This window comes from Haloarcula halophila, assembly GCF_029278565.1.
GTDB classification, from domain to species: domain Archaea; phylum Halobacteriota; class Halobacteria; order Halobacteriales; family Haloarculaceae; genus Haloarcula; species Haloarcula halophila.
Genome location: NZ_CP119559.1, coordinates 1,365,975 through 1,381,401, shown reverse-complemented (window position 1 = coordinate 1,381,401; position 15,427 = coordinate 1,365,975). Strand labels below are relative to the sequence as shown.

Annotated in this window: 16 protein-coding genes; 4 read left to right on the top strand and 12 right to left on the bottom strand. The window is 65.8% G+C overall.

Translation table 11 applies throughout. The annotated features are described in order from the left end of the window. Positions 1-27: 27 nt before the first annotated feature. The gene (locus P0204_RS07300; protein ID WP_276222956.1) at positions 28-1,098 is read right to left on the bottom strand and encodes an iron transporter; all 1,071 of its coding nucleotides are present in this window, start codon (positions 1,096-1,098) and stop codon (positions 28-30) included. A gap of 132 nt (positions 1,099-1,230) precedes the next feature. Between P0204_RS07300 and P0204_RS07295 the strand changes: the two genes are divergently transcribed. Then, a complete protein-coding gene (locus tag P0204_RS07295; protein ID WP_276222955.1) occupies positions 1,231-2,193 on the top strand; it encodes a C-terminal binding protein in 963 nt (320 codons plus the stop codon). Between the two features lie 57 nt (positions 2,194-2,250). On the opposite strand, the gene P0204_RS07290 is transcribed toward P0204_RS07295, so the two are convergent. The 4 genes from P0204_RS07290 to glmM are packed head-to-tail and all read right to left on the bottom strand — an operon-like array spanning position 2,251 to position 5,218. Further along, on the bottom strand, positions 2,251-3,039 hold the full coding sequence (locus P0204_RS07290) for an HpcH/HpaI aldolase family protein (RefSeq protein ID WP_276222953.1): 789 nt from the start codon (positions 3,037-3,039) through the stop codon (positions 2,251-2,253). Positions 3,040-3,081: 42 nt separating this feature from the next. Further along, positions 3,082-3,402, bottom strand: a complete 321-nt coding sequence (locus tag P0204_RS07285) for a cupin domain-containing protein (protein ID WP_276222951.1) — start codon at positions 3,400-3,402, stop codon at positions 3,082-3,084. A 24-nt stretch (positions 3,403-3,426) separates the two neighbouring features. Next, complete coding sequence (locus tag P0204_RS07280) at positions 3,427-3,846, bottom strand: hypothetical protein (RefSeq protein WP_276222949.1); 420 nt, start codon at positions 3,844-3,846, stop codon at positions 3,427-3,429. Between the two features lie 37 nt (positions 3,847-3,883). Further along, the gene (gene glmM, locus P0204_RS07275) at positions 3,884-5,218 is read right to left on the bottom strand and encodes a phosphoglucosamine mutase (RefSeq protein ID WP_276222947.1); all 1,335 of its coding nucleotides are present in this window, start codon (positions 5,216-5,218) and stop codon (positions 3,884-3,886) included. Positions 5,219-5,318: 100 nt separating this feature from the next. On the opposite strand from glmM, the gene P0204_RS07270 reads away from it, so the two are divergent. The 3 genes from P0204_RS07270 (at position 5,319) to P0204_RS07260 (ending at position 7,338) form a co-directional block, all read left to right on the top strand. Next, complete coding sequence (locus P0204_RS07270) at positions 5,319-5,729, top strand: NUDIX hydrolase (protein ID WP_276222945.1); 411 nt, start codon at positions 5,319-5,321, stop codon at positions 5,727-5,729. After that, positions 5,726-6,358 (top strand): class I SAM-dependent methyltransferase, encoded by a 633-nt coding sequence (locus tag P0204_RS07265; protein WP_276222944.1) that lies wholly within the window; start codon positions 5,726-5,728, stop codon positions 6,356-6,358. The genes P0204_RS07270 and P0204_RS07265 overlap by 4 nt, the downstream gene beginning before the upstream one ends. 65 nt (positions 6,359-6,423) lie before the next feature. Next, positions 6,424-7,338, top strand: a complete 915-nt coding sequence (locus P0204_RS07260) for an NAD-dependent epimerase/dehydratase family protein (protein WP_276222942.1) — start codon at positions 6,424-6,426, stop codon at positions 7,336-7,338. Here the strand turns inward: P0204_RS07260 and P0204_RS07255 are convergent. The 7 genes from P0204_RS07255 to P0204_RS07225 all read right to left on the bottom strand — a co-directional run bounded on the left by P0204_RS07255 (position 7,335) and on the right by P0204_RS07225 (position 15,377). Next, positions 7,335-8,102 carry a hypothetical protein gene (locus P0204_RS07255; protein WP_276222940.1) on the bottom strand — a complete coding sequence of 256 codons (768 nt, stop codon included), beginning with the start codon at positions 8,100-8,102 and terminating at the stop codon, positions 7,335-7,337. The genes P0204_RS07260 and P0204_RS07255 overlap by 4 nt on opposite strands. A 101-nt stretch (positions 8,103-8,203) precedes the next feature. Continuing rightward, complete coding sequence (locus P0204_RS07250; RefSeq protein WP_276222939.1) at positions 8,204-9,259, bottom strand: ABC transporter substrate-binding protein; 1,056 nt, start codon at positions 9,257-9,259, stop codon at positions 8,204-8,206. A gap of 514 nt (positions 9,260-9,773) precedes the next feature. Then, positions 9,774-10,748: an ABC transporter substrate-binding protein gene (locus P0204_RS07245; protein ID WP_379801715.1), complete on the bottom strand. Its 975-nt coding sequence runs from the start codon at positions 10,746-10,748 to the stop codon at positions 9,774-9,776. 659 nt (positions 10,749-11,407) lie between these two features. Continuing rightward, positions 11,408-12,316, bottom strand: a complete 909-nt coding sequence (locus tag P0204_RS07240; protein ID WP_276222935.1) for a serine/threonine-protein kinase RIO2 — start codon at positions 12,314-12,316, stop codon at positions 11,408-11,410. A gap of 264 nt (positions 12,317-12,580) precedes the next feature. Continuing rightward, positions 12,581-13,234, bottom strand: coding sequence for a potassium channel family protein (locus tag P0204_RS07235; RefSeq protein ID WP_276222933.1), 654 nt, complete (start codon positions 13,232-13,234; stop codon positions 12,581-12,583). Between the two features lie 2 nt (positions 13,235-13,236). Beyond that, positions 13,237-14,676: an APC family permease gene (locus P0204_RS07230; protein WP_276222931.1), complete on the bottom strand. Its 1,440-nt coding sequence runs from the start codon at positions 14,674-14,676 to the stop codon at positions 13,237-13,239. Positions 14,677-14,954: 278 nt separating this feature from the next. Next, on the bottom strand, positions 14,955-15,377 hold the full coding sequence (locus P0204_RS07225; protein ID WP_276222929.1) for an acyl-CoA thioesterase: 423 nt from the start codon (positions 15,375-15,377) through the stop codon (positions 14,955-14,957). Between the last annotated feature and the right edge of the window lie 50 nt (positions 15,378-15,427).

The following is a 15,427-nucleotide window of genomic DNA, read 5'->3' as shown; positions in this document are numbered from 1 at the left end:
TCGAACCGTCGCTGGTGTGTCACCCGGTCACGAGAGCGTCAGGGACACGTCGGGCATCTCGCCCAGCAGGCCGCCGAAGGCCATCTCGTACCCCTCGTGGCGGGCAGTCTGTGGCTGTGCGGTCACCGTCAGCGCGAGGTCGTCTCCCGACGCGACGTCGTCGACGACGGCACCGTAATGATAGCCCAGGTCCGGATCGAGCGTCCGCCGGAACCGTCCGTCGTACACCGTCTCGCCGTCGCTGGTCAGCGTCCCCGACAGTCCCATCGCCGGAATCACCATCCGGTTGTAGCGGGTCCGTGCCGAGACGGCGACGTAGCTGCCCTCGGCGTCGACCCCGGCCGGCGGCGCGTCGAGCGTCGTCACGAGCAGTCGAGCGTCGTTGCTCATCGCCGTCCCCCGTACCGTCCCGGGCAGTTCGTCTTCGGTCGGGGCGAACGAATCGGGCAACATCTCCATCTCCATCGGTTCGACGGCGCCGGGTTCACCCGCGTTGTCGAGTGTCCGGTACGTGAGTTCGTCCCGAGTGGACTGGCTGTAGGAAAAGGGGATTTCGGCGGTCGTCGGCTCGCCGAACCGGTCGACGAAGCTCCCGGTCCGCCGTGTCGACATCGCGCCGACGCTGAGGACGACCCGGTAGTCGCCGTCCCCGTCCAGGCCGAAGTTCGCGCCGTAGTGAAACCCCATCGGCTGGGAGAGCATCGGGTAGATCGTCTCCTGGGAGACCAGCGAGTCGTCCTGGTAGATCTCGACGGTCAGCCCGGTATCGGGCAGCACCATTCCCGTCTGGGGGTCCCAGACCACCGACATCAGGTGGACGTCGTCGTCGGAGTCGATCGGGGTCATCGATCCGGAACTCCCGTTGATGTTCCAGAAACGGTGGGGATAGCTGTACATCAACCCGAAGGCGTAGTCGCCGGTCTCCGTGGTCCCGACCATCTCCATCCCTTCGAGGTGGGTCGGGTAGTAGACGGCGTCTGGGCGGTCCTCGACCAGCGGGGGCGCGCGAGTGCTCTGTGTTTCGAGTCCACCGAGACAGCCGGCGACGGCGGCGACCGTCACAGTGCTGCCGGCACGGAGGAACGAACGGCGGTCCATATCCCGTGTTGGCTCCGCACGGTAAATACGGATTCTGGTCCGGTAGTCGAATCACCGCCGACTCCCACACGCGGTTCCTATCAGGTGGGAAGACCGGAGGCCGTTATATACCGGCGAGCCGATGTAACGTGTATGCCACGAGTGGTCGCCAGTGACGATCCGATGATCGACGTAGCGTTGCTCCGCGCCGAACTCGACACCGAGGTCGTCGCCGCGGACACGACCGACGAAGCGGCGTTCCGTGCCGCCGCGACCGGTGCCGATGCCGTCGTCGTCGATGTGAACACGCCGGTGACTGCGGCGGTTCTCGACGAGTTGGACCAGCTCAGTATCGTCGCCCGCGCGGGCGTCGGCATCGACAACATCGACGTACCGGCGGCGGCCCGCAACGGGGTCACCGTGACGAACGTCCCGACCTACTGTACCGACGAAGTCGCCACCCACACCGTGACGCTCCTGCTCGACTGTATCCGTGACGTCGCTGCCTACGACCGGGATGTCCGGGCCGGTAACTGGGACTGGAATCGCGGTCGGGCAATCCACCGTCTGGCCGGCCGGACGCTCGGGCTCGTCTCCTACGGACCGATCGCCCGGCGGACCCGGCAACAGCTCAGCGGGTTCGATCTCGACGTGATCGCCTACGATCCCTACGTCGACGCCGACGAGATGGCCGAGGACGACGTCGAGAAGGTCACCCTCGACGAACTGTACGAGCGGGCCGATTACGTCTCCCTGCACGCGCCCCTGACCGACGAGACCGAGGGAATGGCGGACGCCGATGCCTTCACGGCCATGCAGGACCACGCGATCCTCGTCAACACCGGCCGTGGCGGGCTGGTCGACGAACGGGCCTTGGCCGACGCGCTGACCGGCGGCGAGATCGCGGCCGCGGGGATCGACGTGCTCCGGCAGGAACCGCCGGCCGAGGACAACCCGCTCGTCGGCCTCGACAACTGTCTCGTGACGCCCCACGCGGGCTGGTACTCCGTCGAAGCCCGCGAGGAGCTGAACGCGACCGTCGCCGAGAACCTCCGGGCGTCCTTCGCCGGCGAGACGCCGCCGAACCGCATCGATCCCGAGACCGACTGGCTCTGAGGCCACGGCCGCGCTGCGATCGACGAGGCGAAGGGCCAGTCACAGGGCAACTGAGATCTACGTTCCGTCGTAGGAATCTAGCCATCCTGTCAGTGTCCGCTGGAGCGCGCCCGTCGTCGATCCGAGGTTCAGCAGCTGGTAGCCGTTGGCCGCCTTCTCGTTGACGTCGTCCATCCCGAAGCCCAGGCCACCGACCGGGACGCCCGCTTCGACGGCCGCCGCACGGACTGTCTCGACGGCGTCCACCACTTCGGGGTGGTCCAGTTCGCCGGGATGGCCGAGCGAGACCGACAGATCGAGCGGGCCGATGAACACGAACCCCAGGTCCGAGACGTCGAGGATAGCGTCGATGTTCTCGACCGCGGCGGCCGTCTCGACCGTGGTTCCGACGAGGGTCTCGGTGTCCTCCTGTTCGACGTAGTCCTCTGCCAGCCCCCAGCGTCTGGCTCGGGGTGCTGCCAGCCCGCGGTCGCCCGGGTCACCGTCGTAGCGGAACCGCGCCGACCGGACAGCGGCCTCGACCTCCGTGGCTGTCTCGACGCGCGGGAGAAAGAGGCTCCTGACGCCGACGTCCAGGGCCTTCCGGACCAGCGTCGGATCGGTGTCGGGAAGCCGGACGAGCAACTCCACGCCGCTTCGCTCGGCGGCCCGCAGGAGGTTCTCGACGCTCGTGGCGTCCCAGGGGTCCGGCCCGCCGTGTTCCAGATCGATCCAGACGTAGTCGACGCCCAGGTCGCCGTAGAACTCCACGAGCGTCGGACTGTACGTGTTGTCGAGGATTCCGAGCGCGACGCCGCCGTCTTCGAGTCGCTGCCGGAGTCCGTTCGTCGCTGGTGACGGTCCCATACCTAGCCCTCTCGCGTGAGGACAATAACCGCACCGACCACGCTACGGCAGCGGACAGAGACTCGCGGTCAGGACCGCCACGGTGTCGGTCTCGTTGCGCGCGCCGTGGAGTTGGCCCCGCTCGTTCAGTACGACACCGGGTGCCGTGATCGTCGCTTCGTCGCCGTCGCGCGTGACCGTGACCGTGCCGTCGACGACGTGGAAGACGTTCGTCGCGCCGGCGTGTTCGTGCGGATCGATCGCCGCCCCCGGCCCGAGCGCGAACGCCTTCACGAGGACGTCGTCGGTCACCGCCAGTTCCGTGTCGACGACCGCACCGGGCTCCGGGTCGAGGTCGGCCGCTGCCAGGAGATCGAGTTCCATACCGACGCGTCGGACCGGCGGGCCTTAGCTGCTTGCCGTCCCCGCTTCGTTCCGCACGTCGGCGATCAGATCACAGAGGACGTGGAGATACAGCGTCAGCCCCACGACCGTCGCCCAGCCGTGCTCGCCCAGCGCGACCAACCCGAAGACGGCCAGGCCGGCGAGTACGACGTGGCTGAGCAGGCGCTGGAGCGGCGAGAGGTCGTCCGGATCGAAGATCGCCCGCTGATCGAGGAAGACGATCTTCGGGGAGCGGAGGACTCGCCTGAGGTTCTTCGTCGATCCCGTGTTCAGGGAGGCGACGAGGAAGTGATCGAAGTCGATTCCGACGCCGACACCGACGACGACGGCGAGTAGGACGGCCGGGTGGCCGGGTGGCGTCGTCGCCAACAGGAGCACGACCGCGAGCGCCAGCGATCCCAGCGCGTGGTCCCGGGAGTACACACCTCCGCTTCGTCGGGTCGACTGATAAACCCCGCTTTCACGCCATGGCGTCGTCCAGCAGCGAGCGTGCCACGGCCAGCAGCTCGTCGGCACGCTCGGGGTCGCGGGACTCGGCGGTCAGCCGGACGAGTGCCTGGGTGCCCGAGGGGCGAACGAGGAACCAGCCGTCGTCGGTACCGACGCGAAGCCCGTCGAGGTCGGTCACGTCGTCGTACGCCGCCCTGATCTCTGTCTCGACGGCGTCCATCACCGCCTCCTTCCGCTCGGTCTCGACGGTCGCCCGGCGGATCGGGTACCGCTCGATGCGGTCGATCCGTGCAGAGAGCGGCTCGGCCGCCGCCAACACGGCGAGTTTCACCCCGGCCAGGGGGCCGTCGGGACAGTACGTCTCCGCGGGGAAGATCCAGGCCCCCGAGGGCTCCCCGCCGAAGGCGACTCCCTCGTCGCGGGTCCGTTCCGCGACGTAGACGTCGCCGACCCGGGTCCGGACCACGTCGGCGCCGACTTCGGCCAGCGCGTCGTCGACCGCGAGGCTCGTATCGACGGGTGCGGCGACGGACTCGCCGTCTCCCGCCTCCTCGCGGCCGAACATCGCCAACAGCAGATCGCCGGGGACGAACTCCCCACCGTCGGCGACGGCCATCATCCGGTCGGCGTCCCCGTCGTGGGCGATCCCGAGGTCGGCGCCGGTCGCCTCGACGGTCCTCGCGAGCGTCTCGCAGGTCTCGGCGGTCGGCTCGCTGGGCCGTCCCGGGAACCGGCCGTCGGGCTGGGCGTTGAGCGTCTCGACGTCGGCACCGAGTTCGTACAGGGCGTCGGCTGCGACACCGCCCATCCCGTTCCCGAGGTCGACGACGACCGAGAGTCCGTCGAGGGAAACCCCGGCCTCGTCGGCGTCACGCCGGCCCGCGTCGACGAGCGCACGCCGGTGGACCGCGCTCGCGTCCGGCCACTCCCGGCAGGTCCCCTGTCGGTCCCAGCCGGCGAGGTCGTAGTCGCCGGCCTCGATCCGGGCTTCGATCTCGTCCTGCTGCGCCGTCGAGAACGCCTGGCCGGAGGGCGTCCACAGTTTCAGGCCGTTGTCCGCAGGGGGGTTGTGCGACGCCGTCACCACGATACCCGCGTCGGCGTCCTGTGGCTCGATCCCCCGGGCGACCGTCGGCGTCGCTGCCATCCCGGCGTCGACGACGTCCGTCCCGGTCTCCTGGAGGCCGGCGACGACGGCGTCACGGAGCATCCGCCCCGAATCGCGAGCATCGCGGCCGACGACGACGCGGTCGGCGTCGGTTCCCACCGCCCGGCCGATGTCAAGTGCCACTGCTGCCGTAATCGTCTCCCCGACGGGCCCACGGACGCCGCTCGTTCCGAACATACCGGGTACGAGGGCACCCCACTGTATAAAATCGGCCGACAAACCGGCAGACGTTCGTTGCACCGACAGCTTCAGGCCCCGCTCGACGCATCAGTGGTGTATGACTGAGCGCCATCTGTACGCGACCGTGAGCATCCGCGGGGTGCTTCGGACAGCCGACGAGGACGTGTTGCTCCTCCGGCGGGCGACCGACGGCGGCTGGGAGCTCCCGGGCGGACGACTCAACGTCAGCGACGACGACGTGCCGGATGGGCTCCACCGCGAGATCGTCGAGGAGACCGGCCTGGATGCGACCATCCACGATCCGGTTCACGCGACCTCCTGGCGAAACGAGGCCGATGAAGGCCGATTCGCCGTCTACTACCACTGTCGCGTCACGGACCGGACGGTCTCACTCAGCGACGAGCACACGGCCTCCGACTGGTTCACGGTCGCAGACGCGATCGAGCGGCTCAGCGACCCACAGGCGACCGCAACCGAACGCGCCGCCGACTGCACGACAGAGGGGTGACGGTGTCCGACGGTCCCGACCATCCGCTGTTCGCAGCGATCTACGACCCCGTGACTGCCGTCGCCGAGCGGACACTGCTCCGCCCCCATCGCCAGTACCTCGCTCGTGACCTCGGGGAGACGGTGCTGGACCTGGGGGCCGGTACCGGCGCGATGTTCCCGTTTCTGGCCGGCAGTGGGTCGGCCATCCACGCTGTCGAACCCGACGGGCACATGCGACGGCAGGCCGCCGAGCGAGCGCGATCGCTTGGGCTGGCGGTTGCGCTCCGGTCGGCGGGCGCGGCCGACCTCCCGTACGCCGACGACACGTTCGACACGGTGATCGCGTCGATGGTGTTCTGTACGATCGGCGACCCCGAGGGGGCGCTCGACGAGGTCGCACGCGTCCTCGAACCCGGCGGCGAGTTCCGCTTTCTCGAACACGTCGCCGACGACGGCTGGCGCGAACGCGTCCAGCGAGCGGTTGCGCCGCTGTGGCGCCGACTCGCCGGTGGCTGTCACCTCACCCGGCGGACGGCGGCACTCTTTGCGGCCCACCCCGCCTTCGACGTACTCGAACTCGAACGGCGCACCCTCGGTGTGACACCGATCCGCCCGTTCGTCCGGGGACGCCTCCGCAAACGGGCGTGACCGGGATGCTGTGACGGCTCGGCGGTCCACCGAGTATTTACGCCGGCCGGTACATCCTCGGGACAATGACACAGACGCCAACCGGCCGGCAGGTACTCGTCACCGGCGGCGGCGGCTTCATCGGGAGTCACATCGCCGACGCACTGCTCCCGGACAACGAGGTCCGCATCCTGGACGACTTCTCCTCGGGGTCGCGCGAGCGGTGTCCGGACGGTGCGACGGTCGTCGAAGGCGACATCCGTGACCGGGACACCGTCGAGACGGCCATGGACGGCGTCGATCTGGTCTTCCACGAGGCGGCCGTCGTCAGCGTCGCCCAGTCCGTCGAGGACCCGGAGACGAGCCACGCGACGAACGTCGACGCGACGCTCTCGATCCTGGAGGCGGCCCGTCGTGCGGACGCCCGGGTCGTCTTCGCCTCCAGCGCGGCGATCTACGGCGCACCAGAGTCGATCCCCATCGCCGAGGACGACCGGAAAGAGCCAAGTTCTCCCTACGGATTGGAGAAGCTCAGCGGCGACCACTACTGTCGGCTCTACCACGACCTCTACGGCCTGGAGACGGTCCCGCTGCGGTACTTCAACGTCTACGGTCCCGGACAGACCGGCGGCGACTACGCCGGGGTCATCAACGTCTTCACCGACCAGGCACGGGACGGCGGCCCGCTGACTGTCGACGGCGACGGGGAGCAGTACCGCGACTTCGTCCACATCGACGATATCGTCCAGGCGAACGTGCTCGCGGCGACCACCGACGCCGTCGGCCGTGCCTACAACGTCGGGACCGGTCAGCGGACGACGATCCGCGAACTCGCCGAGGCGATCCGGGACCGGATCGATCCCGACGCCGACATCGTCCACACCGATCCCCGACCGGGCGACATCCGCGAAAGCCGGCCGGACATCTCGCGGGCCCGCGAACAGTTGGGGTACGAACCGACGCTGTCGCTGGGTGAGGGCCTGGACGATCTGCTCGGCTAACGCCGCTCGACCGGCGTCGAACAGCGCAGACAGAGGGTGTTGCCGGCCGCCCAGTTGACGTCGGTCGACTCGCAGGCGGGACAGCGGTGGTTCGCGTTGTCGTACTCGGTCGTCCCGCGCGGGGCCGCGAGGTATCCAGCTTCGACCACCCGCTCCAGGAGGCTCGGGAACCGCCGTCGCTTGTAGTCGGCGCGGTGGCCGAGGAAGCCGCCGGCGTCCGCCGGGTCGCTCCCGTGGAGGTCCTCCCACGCGATGGCGATCTCGCCGTCATCGAGGCTCCGTGCGACCTGTTTGAGCGATGCGGCCGCGGCCTCGAACAGCGGCGTCGTCCCGACCGCCTGCGGGCTGTCGACGCTGTCACCGGCCCGCTCGTAGGCCGACCGGGCCTCGCGGTAGGCGTCAGCGACGCCGTCCATCCCCCCGATCGCCCGGAAGTCCGCGGCGAACTCGTCGAGACAGGCTCGCTGAACGGGCTTGTCGAGACCGCGCTCGAGATCGTTCGCGACTGCGACTCCCTCGACACCCCGGCGGGTCGCCCGCCCGTCCTGGCCGGCGACCCGGTAGGCGACGCCGGCGAGACAGAGAAACTGCAGTCCGGCGCCGACCCACCCCTTCTCGTCCGGTTCGAACGGGGACTGGCCCGCCCGCGGTGTTGCGAGTCGCTGCCAGGCCGCTCGCGTGTACTCGTCGCCGGCCCGCTCGTACTCTCGGCGAGCCAGTGCCTCGATCGCACGCTGTCGGCTCCCGCTGCCGTCGTCGGTCATATCCCCAGTTGGACCGGGCACGGATAGGCGGCCCGGTCGGCCACGACTCACGTCCCACGTCGCGTCGGTGCCTCCGCCGTCTTCGTCTCGGTAGCAATCAGTCAGCTGTCGCCGTTGATACTGTCAGCGAGCCGCTGGCGGTCGAACAGCCGTTCCGATGGGCTGTGTTCGCCGACGCCGTTCCACTCGCCGAACCGTTCGGGGAACAGCTGCTTTGCGGTCATCTCGATCTGGAAGATGTTCATGACCGGCCCCTGCGTGGGCGTGCCGCCGACGTAGACGCGGTCGTTCTGGACGGCAGTGAGTTCCCGGGCGACGGGGTTGTCGGCGAAGAACGCCCGCATCGCGCGGGTCCGGTCCGACGGCTCGATGTCCCAGTTGTGAACGATCACGTCGGGGTCGACTTCGAGGAGGCCTTCGATGTCGTAGCTCCCCTCGTAGTTCTCCGCGTACGTCTTGTCGCTGTCGGCGAAGGCGTCCTCGACGCCGAACGGCCGGTACTGGGCCTTCCCGTAGCCCGGTGCGTTGATCTTGTACGGCGAGAACGTCTCCTCGTCGGGGGAGAACACGAGAAGGCCGACTGATGGGCGGTCGGACCGGGACGGAAGGTCGGCCGTGATCTCGGTGACCAGACCGTCGCGGATCGCCTGCAATTCGGCCGCCCGCTCGGCTTCGCGGTAGACCTGTCCGAGCTTCTCGGTGAGCTCCCAGAGCGAGTAGTACTCGTAGTCACCGCCGTACTCCGCCGGCGGCTCGGCGTGGGCGCGACTCAACCGGTTCGCAACGAACGGGCCGATGTTCTCTTCGATCTCTTCGACGTCCGTCATCGACCATCCCGACCAGCCACTGTACCCGATGTTGACGGGATCGAGGTGGTGGACGTCCGCATCGAGTTCGTAGAACTGCTCCTTGTCGAGCCCGTCGTTGTAGAGCGGCGCAAGTCCGCCCGTGTCGAAGGAGACGCCGTCGAGCTGGTCGTAGTAGCCGGCGTAATATCCCTCCGGATGCCCGAGCGAGAGGACGGCGTCACCGTGGCCGAGGCCCACGAGGATGTCGGCCCACGTCGCGTCGTACACCGTCGCCGTCTCCGGCGGGCGCTCGAACTCGACCGTCCCGACGGGCGACATCGTCACCGAATAGCTCCGGTCTTCCGACATCGTGGTCTCCGTTGCGGGTGCGTCCGCTGTGTCGGTCCGGGTCGCCGGTACCTCGGAGTCTGACCGCCCGGTACAACCAGCGAGCAAGCCGGTCCCGAGGACTCCTCCCCCGTACTTCAGATACTCTCTACGAGTCGACGAACGCTGTCTTCTGTCATCTCTCGCCATGGATTTTGGCTAACCTAAAAATACATAACTGCTTCGGTTTTTAGCCGAACCTAAAAATAAGCCTCGGCTCCGGTCGCCCTCCAGCGGTCGTTGTTCCCCTGTCAGTCTGTCTGGGGCTGAACGCCGGAGTGTTCCAGTACGCCAGTAAGGTACCGGTCTATGGCGGACTCGATATGTCGCCGAGCAGGGCGAACAGCTGTTCGACACGGCCACCGACGCACTCTGTTCGTTCCTGAGCCGAGTCGGGACCGCCGAGTGAACCCCACCGAGCACGAACGCAAGCAGTTCGGTGTCACTGTCCGAGACAGAAGCCGTTCTTCGGAGCGTCCTGTATTCGCAAACCGTCTCAGATATTCCCGGCGACGATCTCTGCGACGCGTTCGCGGTCGAACAGCGTCACGTCCTCGAACAAATCCGAGTAGATATCCTTTGCCGCCCGTTCGGTGTGGTAGAAGTTGATGATCGGTCCCTGGTCGAGATAGCCAGCGCTGTAGACCGCACCGTCCTGGACTGCCTGCACGCCGTTCGATCCGTCTTCCTCTCGTAGTGGCTCGACAACCTCCTCTTGGAACGCAGATTCCGACGCCCCTCCGTAGTTTCGCACCAGTAGTACCTCGGGATCGATCTCGATCAAGGCTTCGAGATCGAGGGTCCCCCTGTCAGAGAAACTATAGTGTCCCACGTCCGTCGCCGCAAGTGCGTCGGTGAGGCCGAGATCGCGCCACTGCTTGGTGCTGACCCCGCCATCGTCAAACCGGAACGTGTAGAACTGGAACCCCGACCCGTCGGCCGGAAAGACGAGGAGGGCTGTCGGTCGCTGCTCGGCCGGCGGCAGGTGCTCCTCGATCGAGTCGAGCATACGCTCGTGGAGTTCGACGAATGCTTGGTAACGATCCTGTGCCTGAAAGACCTCGGCCATCAATTCGAAGGCCTCGTAGAGGGTGTAGTAGCGGTAATCGTGCCAGTCGTCACTGTGCCGACGGATGAAATTGCCAAAAAACGGCCCAAGGTTTTGCTTGACCTCATCGACGTCGCCCTGATCCCAGTCGTACCAGAGCCGCAGCAGATGTGGGTCTATGAAATGCACGTCCGCGTCCATCTTATAGAACAGTTCCTTATTCACGCCGTCGTCAACCAGTTCTATGATCTCGTCCGCGTCGAATTCCACACCCGGAAGCCCTTCGAAGGCTTCGTTCGCAAACCGATCGTGATTCTGAATACCAAGCGTCTGTCCACCGCCCAGTGCGAACGCCATATCCGCGAAAGTCGGGAGTAACGCGGTCCATCGCTCGGGTGGTCCGTCGAATTCCACCGCACCCATCGGTTCGATCTCGACAGTGTACGACCCATCCCATCCAGTCCCAGCATCCGTCCCCGAACTGTCAGTCTGTGTCGACTGAGCGGCCGATTCTGTAGACTCCGACTGGGGAGCGCCCGAACAGCCGGCAAATACCCCAGTCCCCACAATTGCCCCACCGTACTTGATGTAGTCACGCCGCGTCGGTGCGTTCTCGCCGTCGTTAGCGCGCTCCATAAATTTAGGTCTGCCTAACAATTACAAAAGCGTTCCGAACTTTAGGCCGGCCAAAAAATTCTCGGTTGCCCATCCCTCACCGGCAGATAGACCGAACGCATGAACCGACTGGCCGAGGCGTTCGTCCGACTCACTCTCCGAGAGCAACTCCGGACTGTCGAATCTCTGTGCTGCACTCAGACGATCATCAGCTCTCCGACCTCTCGACGATGGCTATCCCGACTGGTGCTCGGTACTTCCACGCCCACGATTCCCGCTACCGAGAGCGTACAGAAGTTCGAGACGAAAGCTAGGCGTCCAGTCGTGGGGAGAGATCGACTCGACAGTCAGGCGGGAATTGGCCTCTCCTCAGAAACTTGGTTGCGACATCGCGGATTTCATATCGCGACATGTGGTTTAAGACGCGGAAACCGCCACGGCGTCTGCGAGATTGGGGGCAAACGAGGTTATTCGGCGTAGGCAGCCAGTTCCTCGAACTCGTCGCCAGCGATCGCCGCCGTGAGGTCGTCGATCTGCACCTCACCGACGAGTGCGGGATACTTCCGCTTGAAGTAGTTCACGATGTTCTCGACGTCACGGGTCAGCAGTTCCCGGGCGTTCTCGTGGTCCGTCGGGACTGCCTGTGGCCAGTCGAAGACGACGACGCCTTGCTCGGTGACGAAGACGTTGTATTCGCTCATGTCGGCGTGGACGAACCCGCCGTCGTAGGCCGCCGCCATCTCGTCGAGGACGAGTTCGAGCACTGGGACTACCTGTTCCTCCGAGAGTTTGGTCCGGGAGAGTTCGACGCCGTCGATCTTTTCCATGACGATGGCGTGGCGGTTCGTATCGAGGGGCTGTGGGACGGACACGTCCGGATACAGCGTCTCCAGGGCTTCGTACTCCCGTTCGGCGGCCTTGCGGGCAGTGTACTGCCAGGAGACGTGTTCCCGGTCGGCGGTGTACTCACGCTCTTTCATCACTTCCCGGAAGTTCGTGTACCCCTCGCGGTGGAACTTCAGTGCCAGTGGCTTGTACGACTGAGCTTCGTAGACGTCGCTTTCTTTCCCGACACCAAGGGGCGACCCGACGCCTTCGAGGGTCTCGCGCTGGGCGAAGGTGTGTAACGCGAGTGCGTCGTACCCTTCGAAGGTGAGCTTGAACCCCTGGTACTGGATGGTCTTGCGCTCGACCAATCCGCGGTCTTCACAGCGGTCCAACCGGTAGTCGACTTCCTCTGCCGTCAGTCGGGAGAACTCGACGAGTTTCTCGCGGGCGACGTACTCCGAGAACCGCATCCCGTGTTCGACCCCCGACAGCAGGTTGATGTCGTCCTGCTCCAGTTCGGCAACCACGGGGGCGACGTTTTCGACCATTACACGACGGTACTCGCCGGACTCCTAAAAGCTCGGCGCGTCGAGTGGAAGCTGATTTTAAATAGTATATCGCTATACAGAACTCCGTGGTAGCGGGTCACCCGGGGGACCACTGCTCTCGCTCACCGCTTCTGAGTGACCATAGAAGCCACCGGTACCCTGATCAACCGGGTACTGGGAGAACGAAGACAGCAGACCAATCCGCAAAGCTCCGGGGAGAGCTGGCGTGCCTGACCGGAGACGATCGACGCTATTGGCGGCAGGTCACCCTCGGAGGAGGTTCATGACCTCGTCGACGACATCCGGTTCGACGGCGACGACGTACCGACGACCGGGACGGAGTTCCGTATCGGGTTGTGCGACCCGTTCACCGTCGTCGTCGGAGATAACGAGCGTTCCAGCGGGGAACCGGACGTCGGCGAGCCGCTTCCCGGCGGCCGGCGCGCCCTCCTCGACGAGCACCTCCATGATGTCGAGTGTTCCTGTGACATCGGCCAGTGTCTGGACGTCGCTGCCGACGATCTCGTTTGCGGCGACACGTGCCCCCGCTCGCTCGGGGTAGACGATGGCGTCGACGAACTGCTTGTAGCCGGCACCGTCCCCGTGATCGATCCGCGCAACGGTTCTCGCGTCCGGCGACAGCCGCGTCGCCATCATACAGACCGCGAGGTTCACGCCACTCTGTCCGGTCAAGCCGGCGACGACGTCGGCTTTCTCCAGCCCGCCCTGGGCGAGGATCTCGGGGTTCGTGGCGTCGCCCTGGATGACTGTCGCCATCCACTCGTCGGTCAGTGCCTCACAGGTGGCGGGATCGCGCTCGATGATCGTTATCTTGTGTCCGCGGTCGGCGAGCAGTTCCGCTGTCTGGAAGCCGACACGTCCACCGCCGACGATGAGTACTGATTTGTCCTGGGTCATAGTTAATCGTCCTCCGCGACTGCCGTCTGCTGACCGGTCCCCTCTTCGGAGTCCCCGAGCGCTCTGAGTCCGTAGTACGCGAGGATACCGAGCGCCACCCAGCCTACGCTGAGTAGCAGTGCGAGCACGTCCGTCCGGAGTAGATAGACCACTAGCACCCCGGTCAACAGCAGATTCAGTGCGATGCCGAGGATCGGTGTGATCGGGTAGTACGGCAGTTCGTACGGGCGTGCCATGTCCGGGCGTTCCCGTCTGAGTTTGATCACCGAGCCGTTGACGATGACAAACGAGAGCAGGAAAAAGAGGCTGGACATGTTCCCCGCGCTCTGGGTCGGCAACACGACGGAACTCAACATCACCACTGCACTAGCGATGATGGCCCAGAAGGGGGTTCCGAACCGGTGATGGATCTGGCCAAACGAGGGGAGCAACTGCCCTTCGCGTCCCATCGAGAACGCCACCCGGGAGGAGGCGATGACCACGGCGTTTAGTGCCGTAAGCGTCGAAAACACCGCGCCGAAGACGATGACCGCGCCGCCGTTGCCGATGACCGGGAACGATGGCATGAAACTGGTCGCCGCCTGGGCGATTCCGGCCTCGCCGGCGTCGGCGAGACCGACCGATCCGAGGGTCCCGATGGCCACGCTGACCACGGCGACGTAGACGACTAGCGTCACGGCCAGGCTGATGAAGATGGCTTTCGGGATGTTCTCCCGGGGGTTCTTGACCTCCTCGGTGACCGTCGTGATGAGGTCGTACCCCTCGAAGGCGATGAAGGTCAACCCCATCGCGGGGAGGATACTGAGGGCGGTCTTTTCCCCCGGGAACAGCGGCTGGAACTCCGCCCCGGAGAACTGTGGCGACGTGACGCCGTAGCCGACGAACACGACCAAGATGCTGACTTTGATCGCCGTGAATATCGTCTCGACGCTCCCGCTCGCGGCTGTCGAGGCGGCGTTCAACGACACCAGCAGCAGGACGGCACCGAACGCTAACCCGATGCCGACGGGAATCCCAACGTCGATGACCGGGACGGCGACCGCGCCGACCTCGCTGGGCGGAGCCGTGATGCCATAGACGTGGAGGAGCTCCAGGAAGTTCGGCGCGAAACCGAGCGCGTACAGGCCACCGGCGACCATGTATGCGAACCAGAGCAACCACCCCATGATGAACGACGGGAGGTCGGCGAACACCTCCCTGACGAAGGCGTACCCGCCGCCGCTCTTGGGGATCGCCGAGGCCAACTCGGCGTACGACAGCGCCGTGAAGGCGGTGACGACACCGTTGAGGACGAACACGAGGAGTGCGGCGGGGCCGGCGATTTCGGCGGCGAGCCCCGTCAGAACGAAGATCCCGGCGCCGATCATCGCGCCCATCCCGATCATCGTCGCGTCGAGTAAGCCGAGTTCGGCTTCCGGCGATCGTTCACCGTGACTACTCATCGGTTGGTGTCCTGGCCGAACCCCCGTCGTTGCCGCCGGCAGTCGATAGCCCGATCAGCGGTACGTGTCCGGTCGATTCTCCCGAATCCATGCGGGTGAGTCTAGTGGGAGACTTCCAATTCAAACTATGGGTCTCTGAGACACCGGGAGAGCGTATCGAGGAGGCGGAGGTTCGAGTCGCCCACTGTCGTTTCCTATCGTGCTATCTGGTGTATAGCGTCAGACGCACGTACCGACCGATCAGTCCGTCGGACTCCGGAAAACAGACGATTCGGGGGCTATAGCCCTTCGAAATCCGCAATCGACTCGCGCCAGCTGTCGGGGATCGGGATGGGGGCCTGCTCGGCACGGCTGTAGGTGACGACAGTCGTTTCACCGGTCGCAGCGACGGCACCGTCGTTTCGGATCTCGTACTCGAAGGCGAAGCTCTTCTCGCCAAGCCGGGAGACTCGGACGCCGACGGTGACGCTGTCGGTTAGCTGGACAGGCTGCTCGAAGTCGATCTCTAAGTTGGCGATGACGATCCCGGTCCCCTCGCCCGACGCGGACAGCAGGCCCCCTTCCCCGCGGCCGACGACGTCCGCGAGGTAGTCGATTCGTGCCTCCTCTAAATACGTCCCGTACCGGACGTTGTTGACGTGGCCGTAGGTGTCGAGATCGTCGTAGCGGACCGCGATATCCGTCGTGTATTCGAAGCTCACAGCAGGCGTTGCACCCCCAGTCGCTTAGTCTCTCCCCAGTCGGGTCCCGG

Excerpts from the sequence above, each read along its gene's own strand:
- P0204_RS07240 (WP_276222935.1), bottom strand. The coding sequence starts at position 12,316 with ATGGTCGAAAACGTCGCCCCCGTGGTTGCCGAACTGGAGCAGGACGAC.
- P0204_RS07285 (WP_276222951.1), bottom strand. The coding sequence starts at position 3,402 with ATGGAACTCGATCTCCTGGCAGCGGCCGACCTCGACCCGGAGCCCGGT.
- P0204_RS07230 (WP_276222931.1), bottom strand. The coding sequence starts at position 14,676 with ATGAGTAGTCACGGTGAACGATCGCCGGAAGCCGAACTCGGCTTACTC.
- P0204_RS07270 (WP_276222945.1), top strand. The coding sequence starts at position 5,319 with ATGACTGAGCGCCATCTGTACGCGACCGTGAGCATCCGCGGGGTGCTT.
- P0204_RS07260 (WP_276222942.1), top strand. The coding sequence starts at position 6,424 with ATGACACAGACGCCAACCGGCCGGCAGGTACTCGTCACCGGCGGCGGC.
- P0204_RS07300 (WP_276222956.1), bottom strand. The coding sequence starts at position 1,098 with ATGGACCGCCGTTCGTTCCTCCGTGCCGGCAGCACTGTGACGGTCGCC.
- P0204_RS07245 (WP_379801715.1), bottom strand. The coding sequence starts at position 10,748 with ATGGGTGCGGTGGAATTCGACGGACCACCCGAGCGATGGACCGCGTTA.
- P0204_RS07235 (WP_276222933.1), bottom strand. The coding sequence starts at position 13,234 with ATGACCCAGGACAAATCAGTACTCATCGTCGGCGGTGGACGTGTCGGC.
- P0204_RS07295 (WP_276222955.1), top strand. The coding sequence starts at position 1,231 with ATGCCACGAGTGGTCGCCAGTGACGATCCGATGATCGACGTAGCGTTG.
- P0204_RS07255 (WP_276222940.1), bottom strand. The coding sequence starts at position 8,102 with ATGACCGACGACGGCAGCGGGAGCCGACAGCGTGCGATCGAGGCACTG.
- glmM (WP_276222947.1), bottom strand. The coding sequence starts at position 5,218 with ATGTTCGGAACGAGCGGCGTCCGTGGGCCCGTCGGGGAGACGATTACG.
- P0204_RS07290 (WP_276222953.1), bottom strand. The coding sequence starts at position 3,039 with ATGGGACCGTCACCAGCGACGAACGGACTCCGGCAGCGACTCGAAGAC.
- P0204_RS07250 (WP_276222939.1), bottom strand. The coding sequence starts at position 9,259 with ATGTCGGAAGACCGGAGCTATTCGGTGACGATGTCGCCCGTCGGGACG.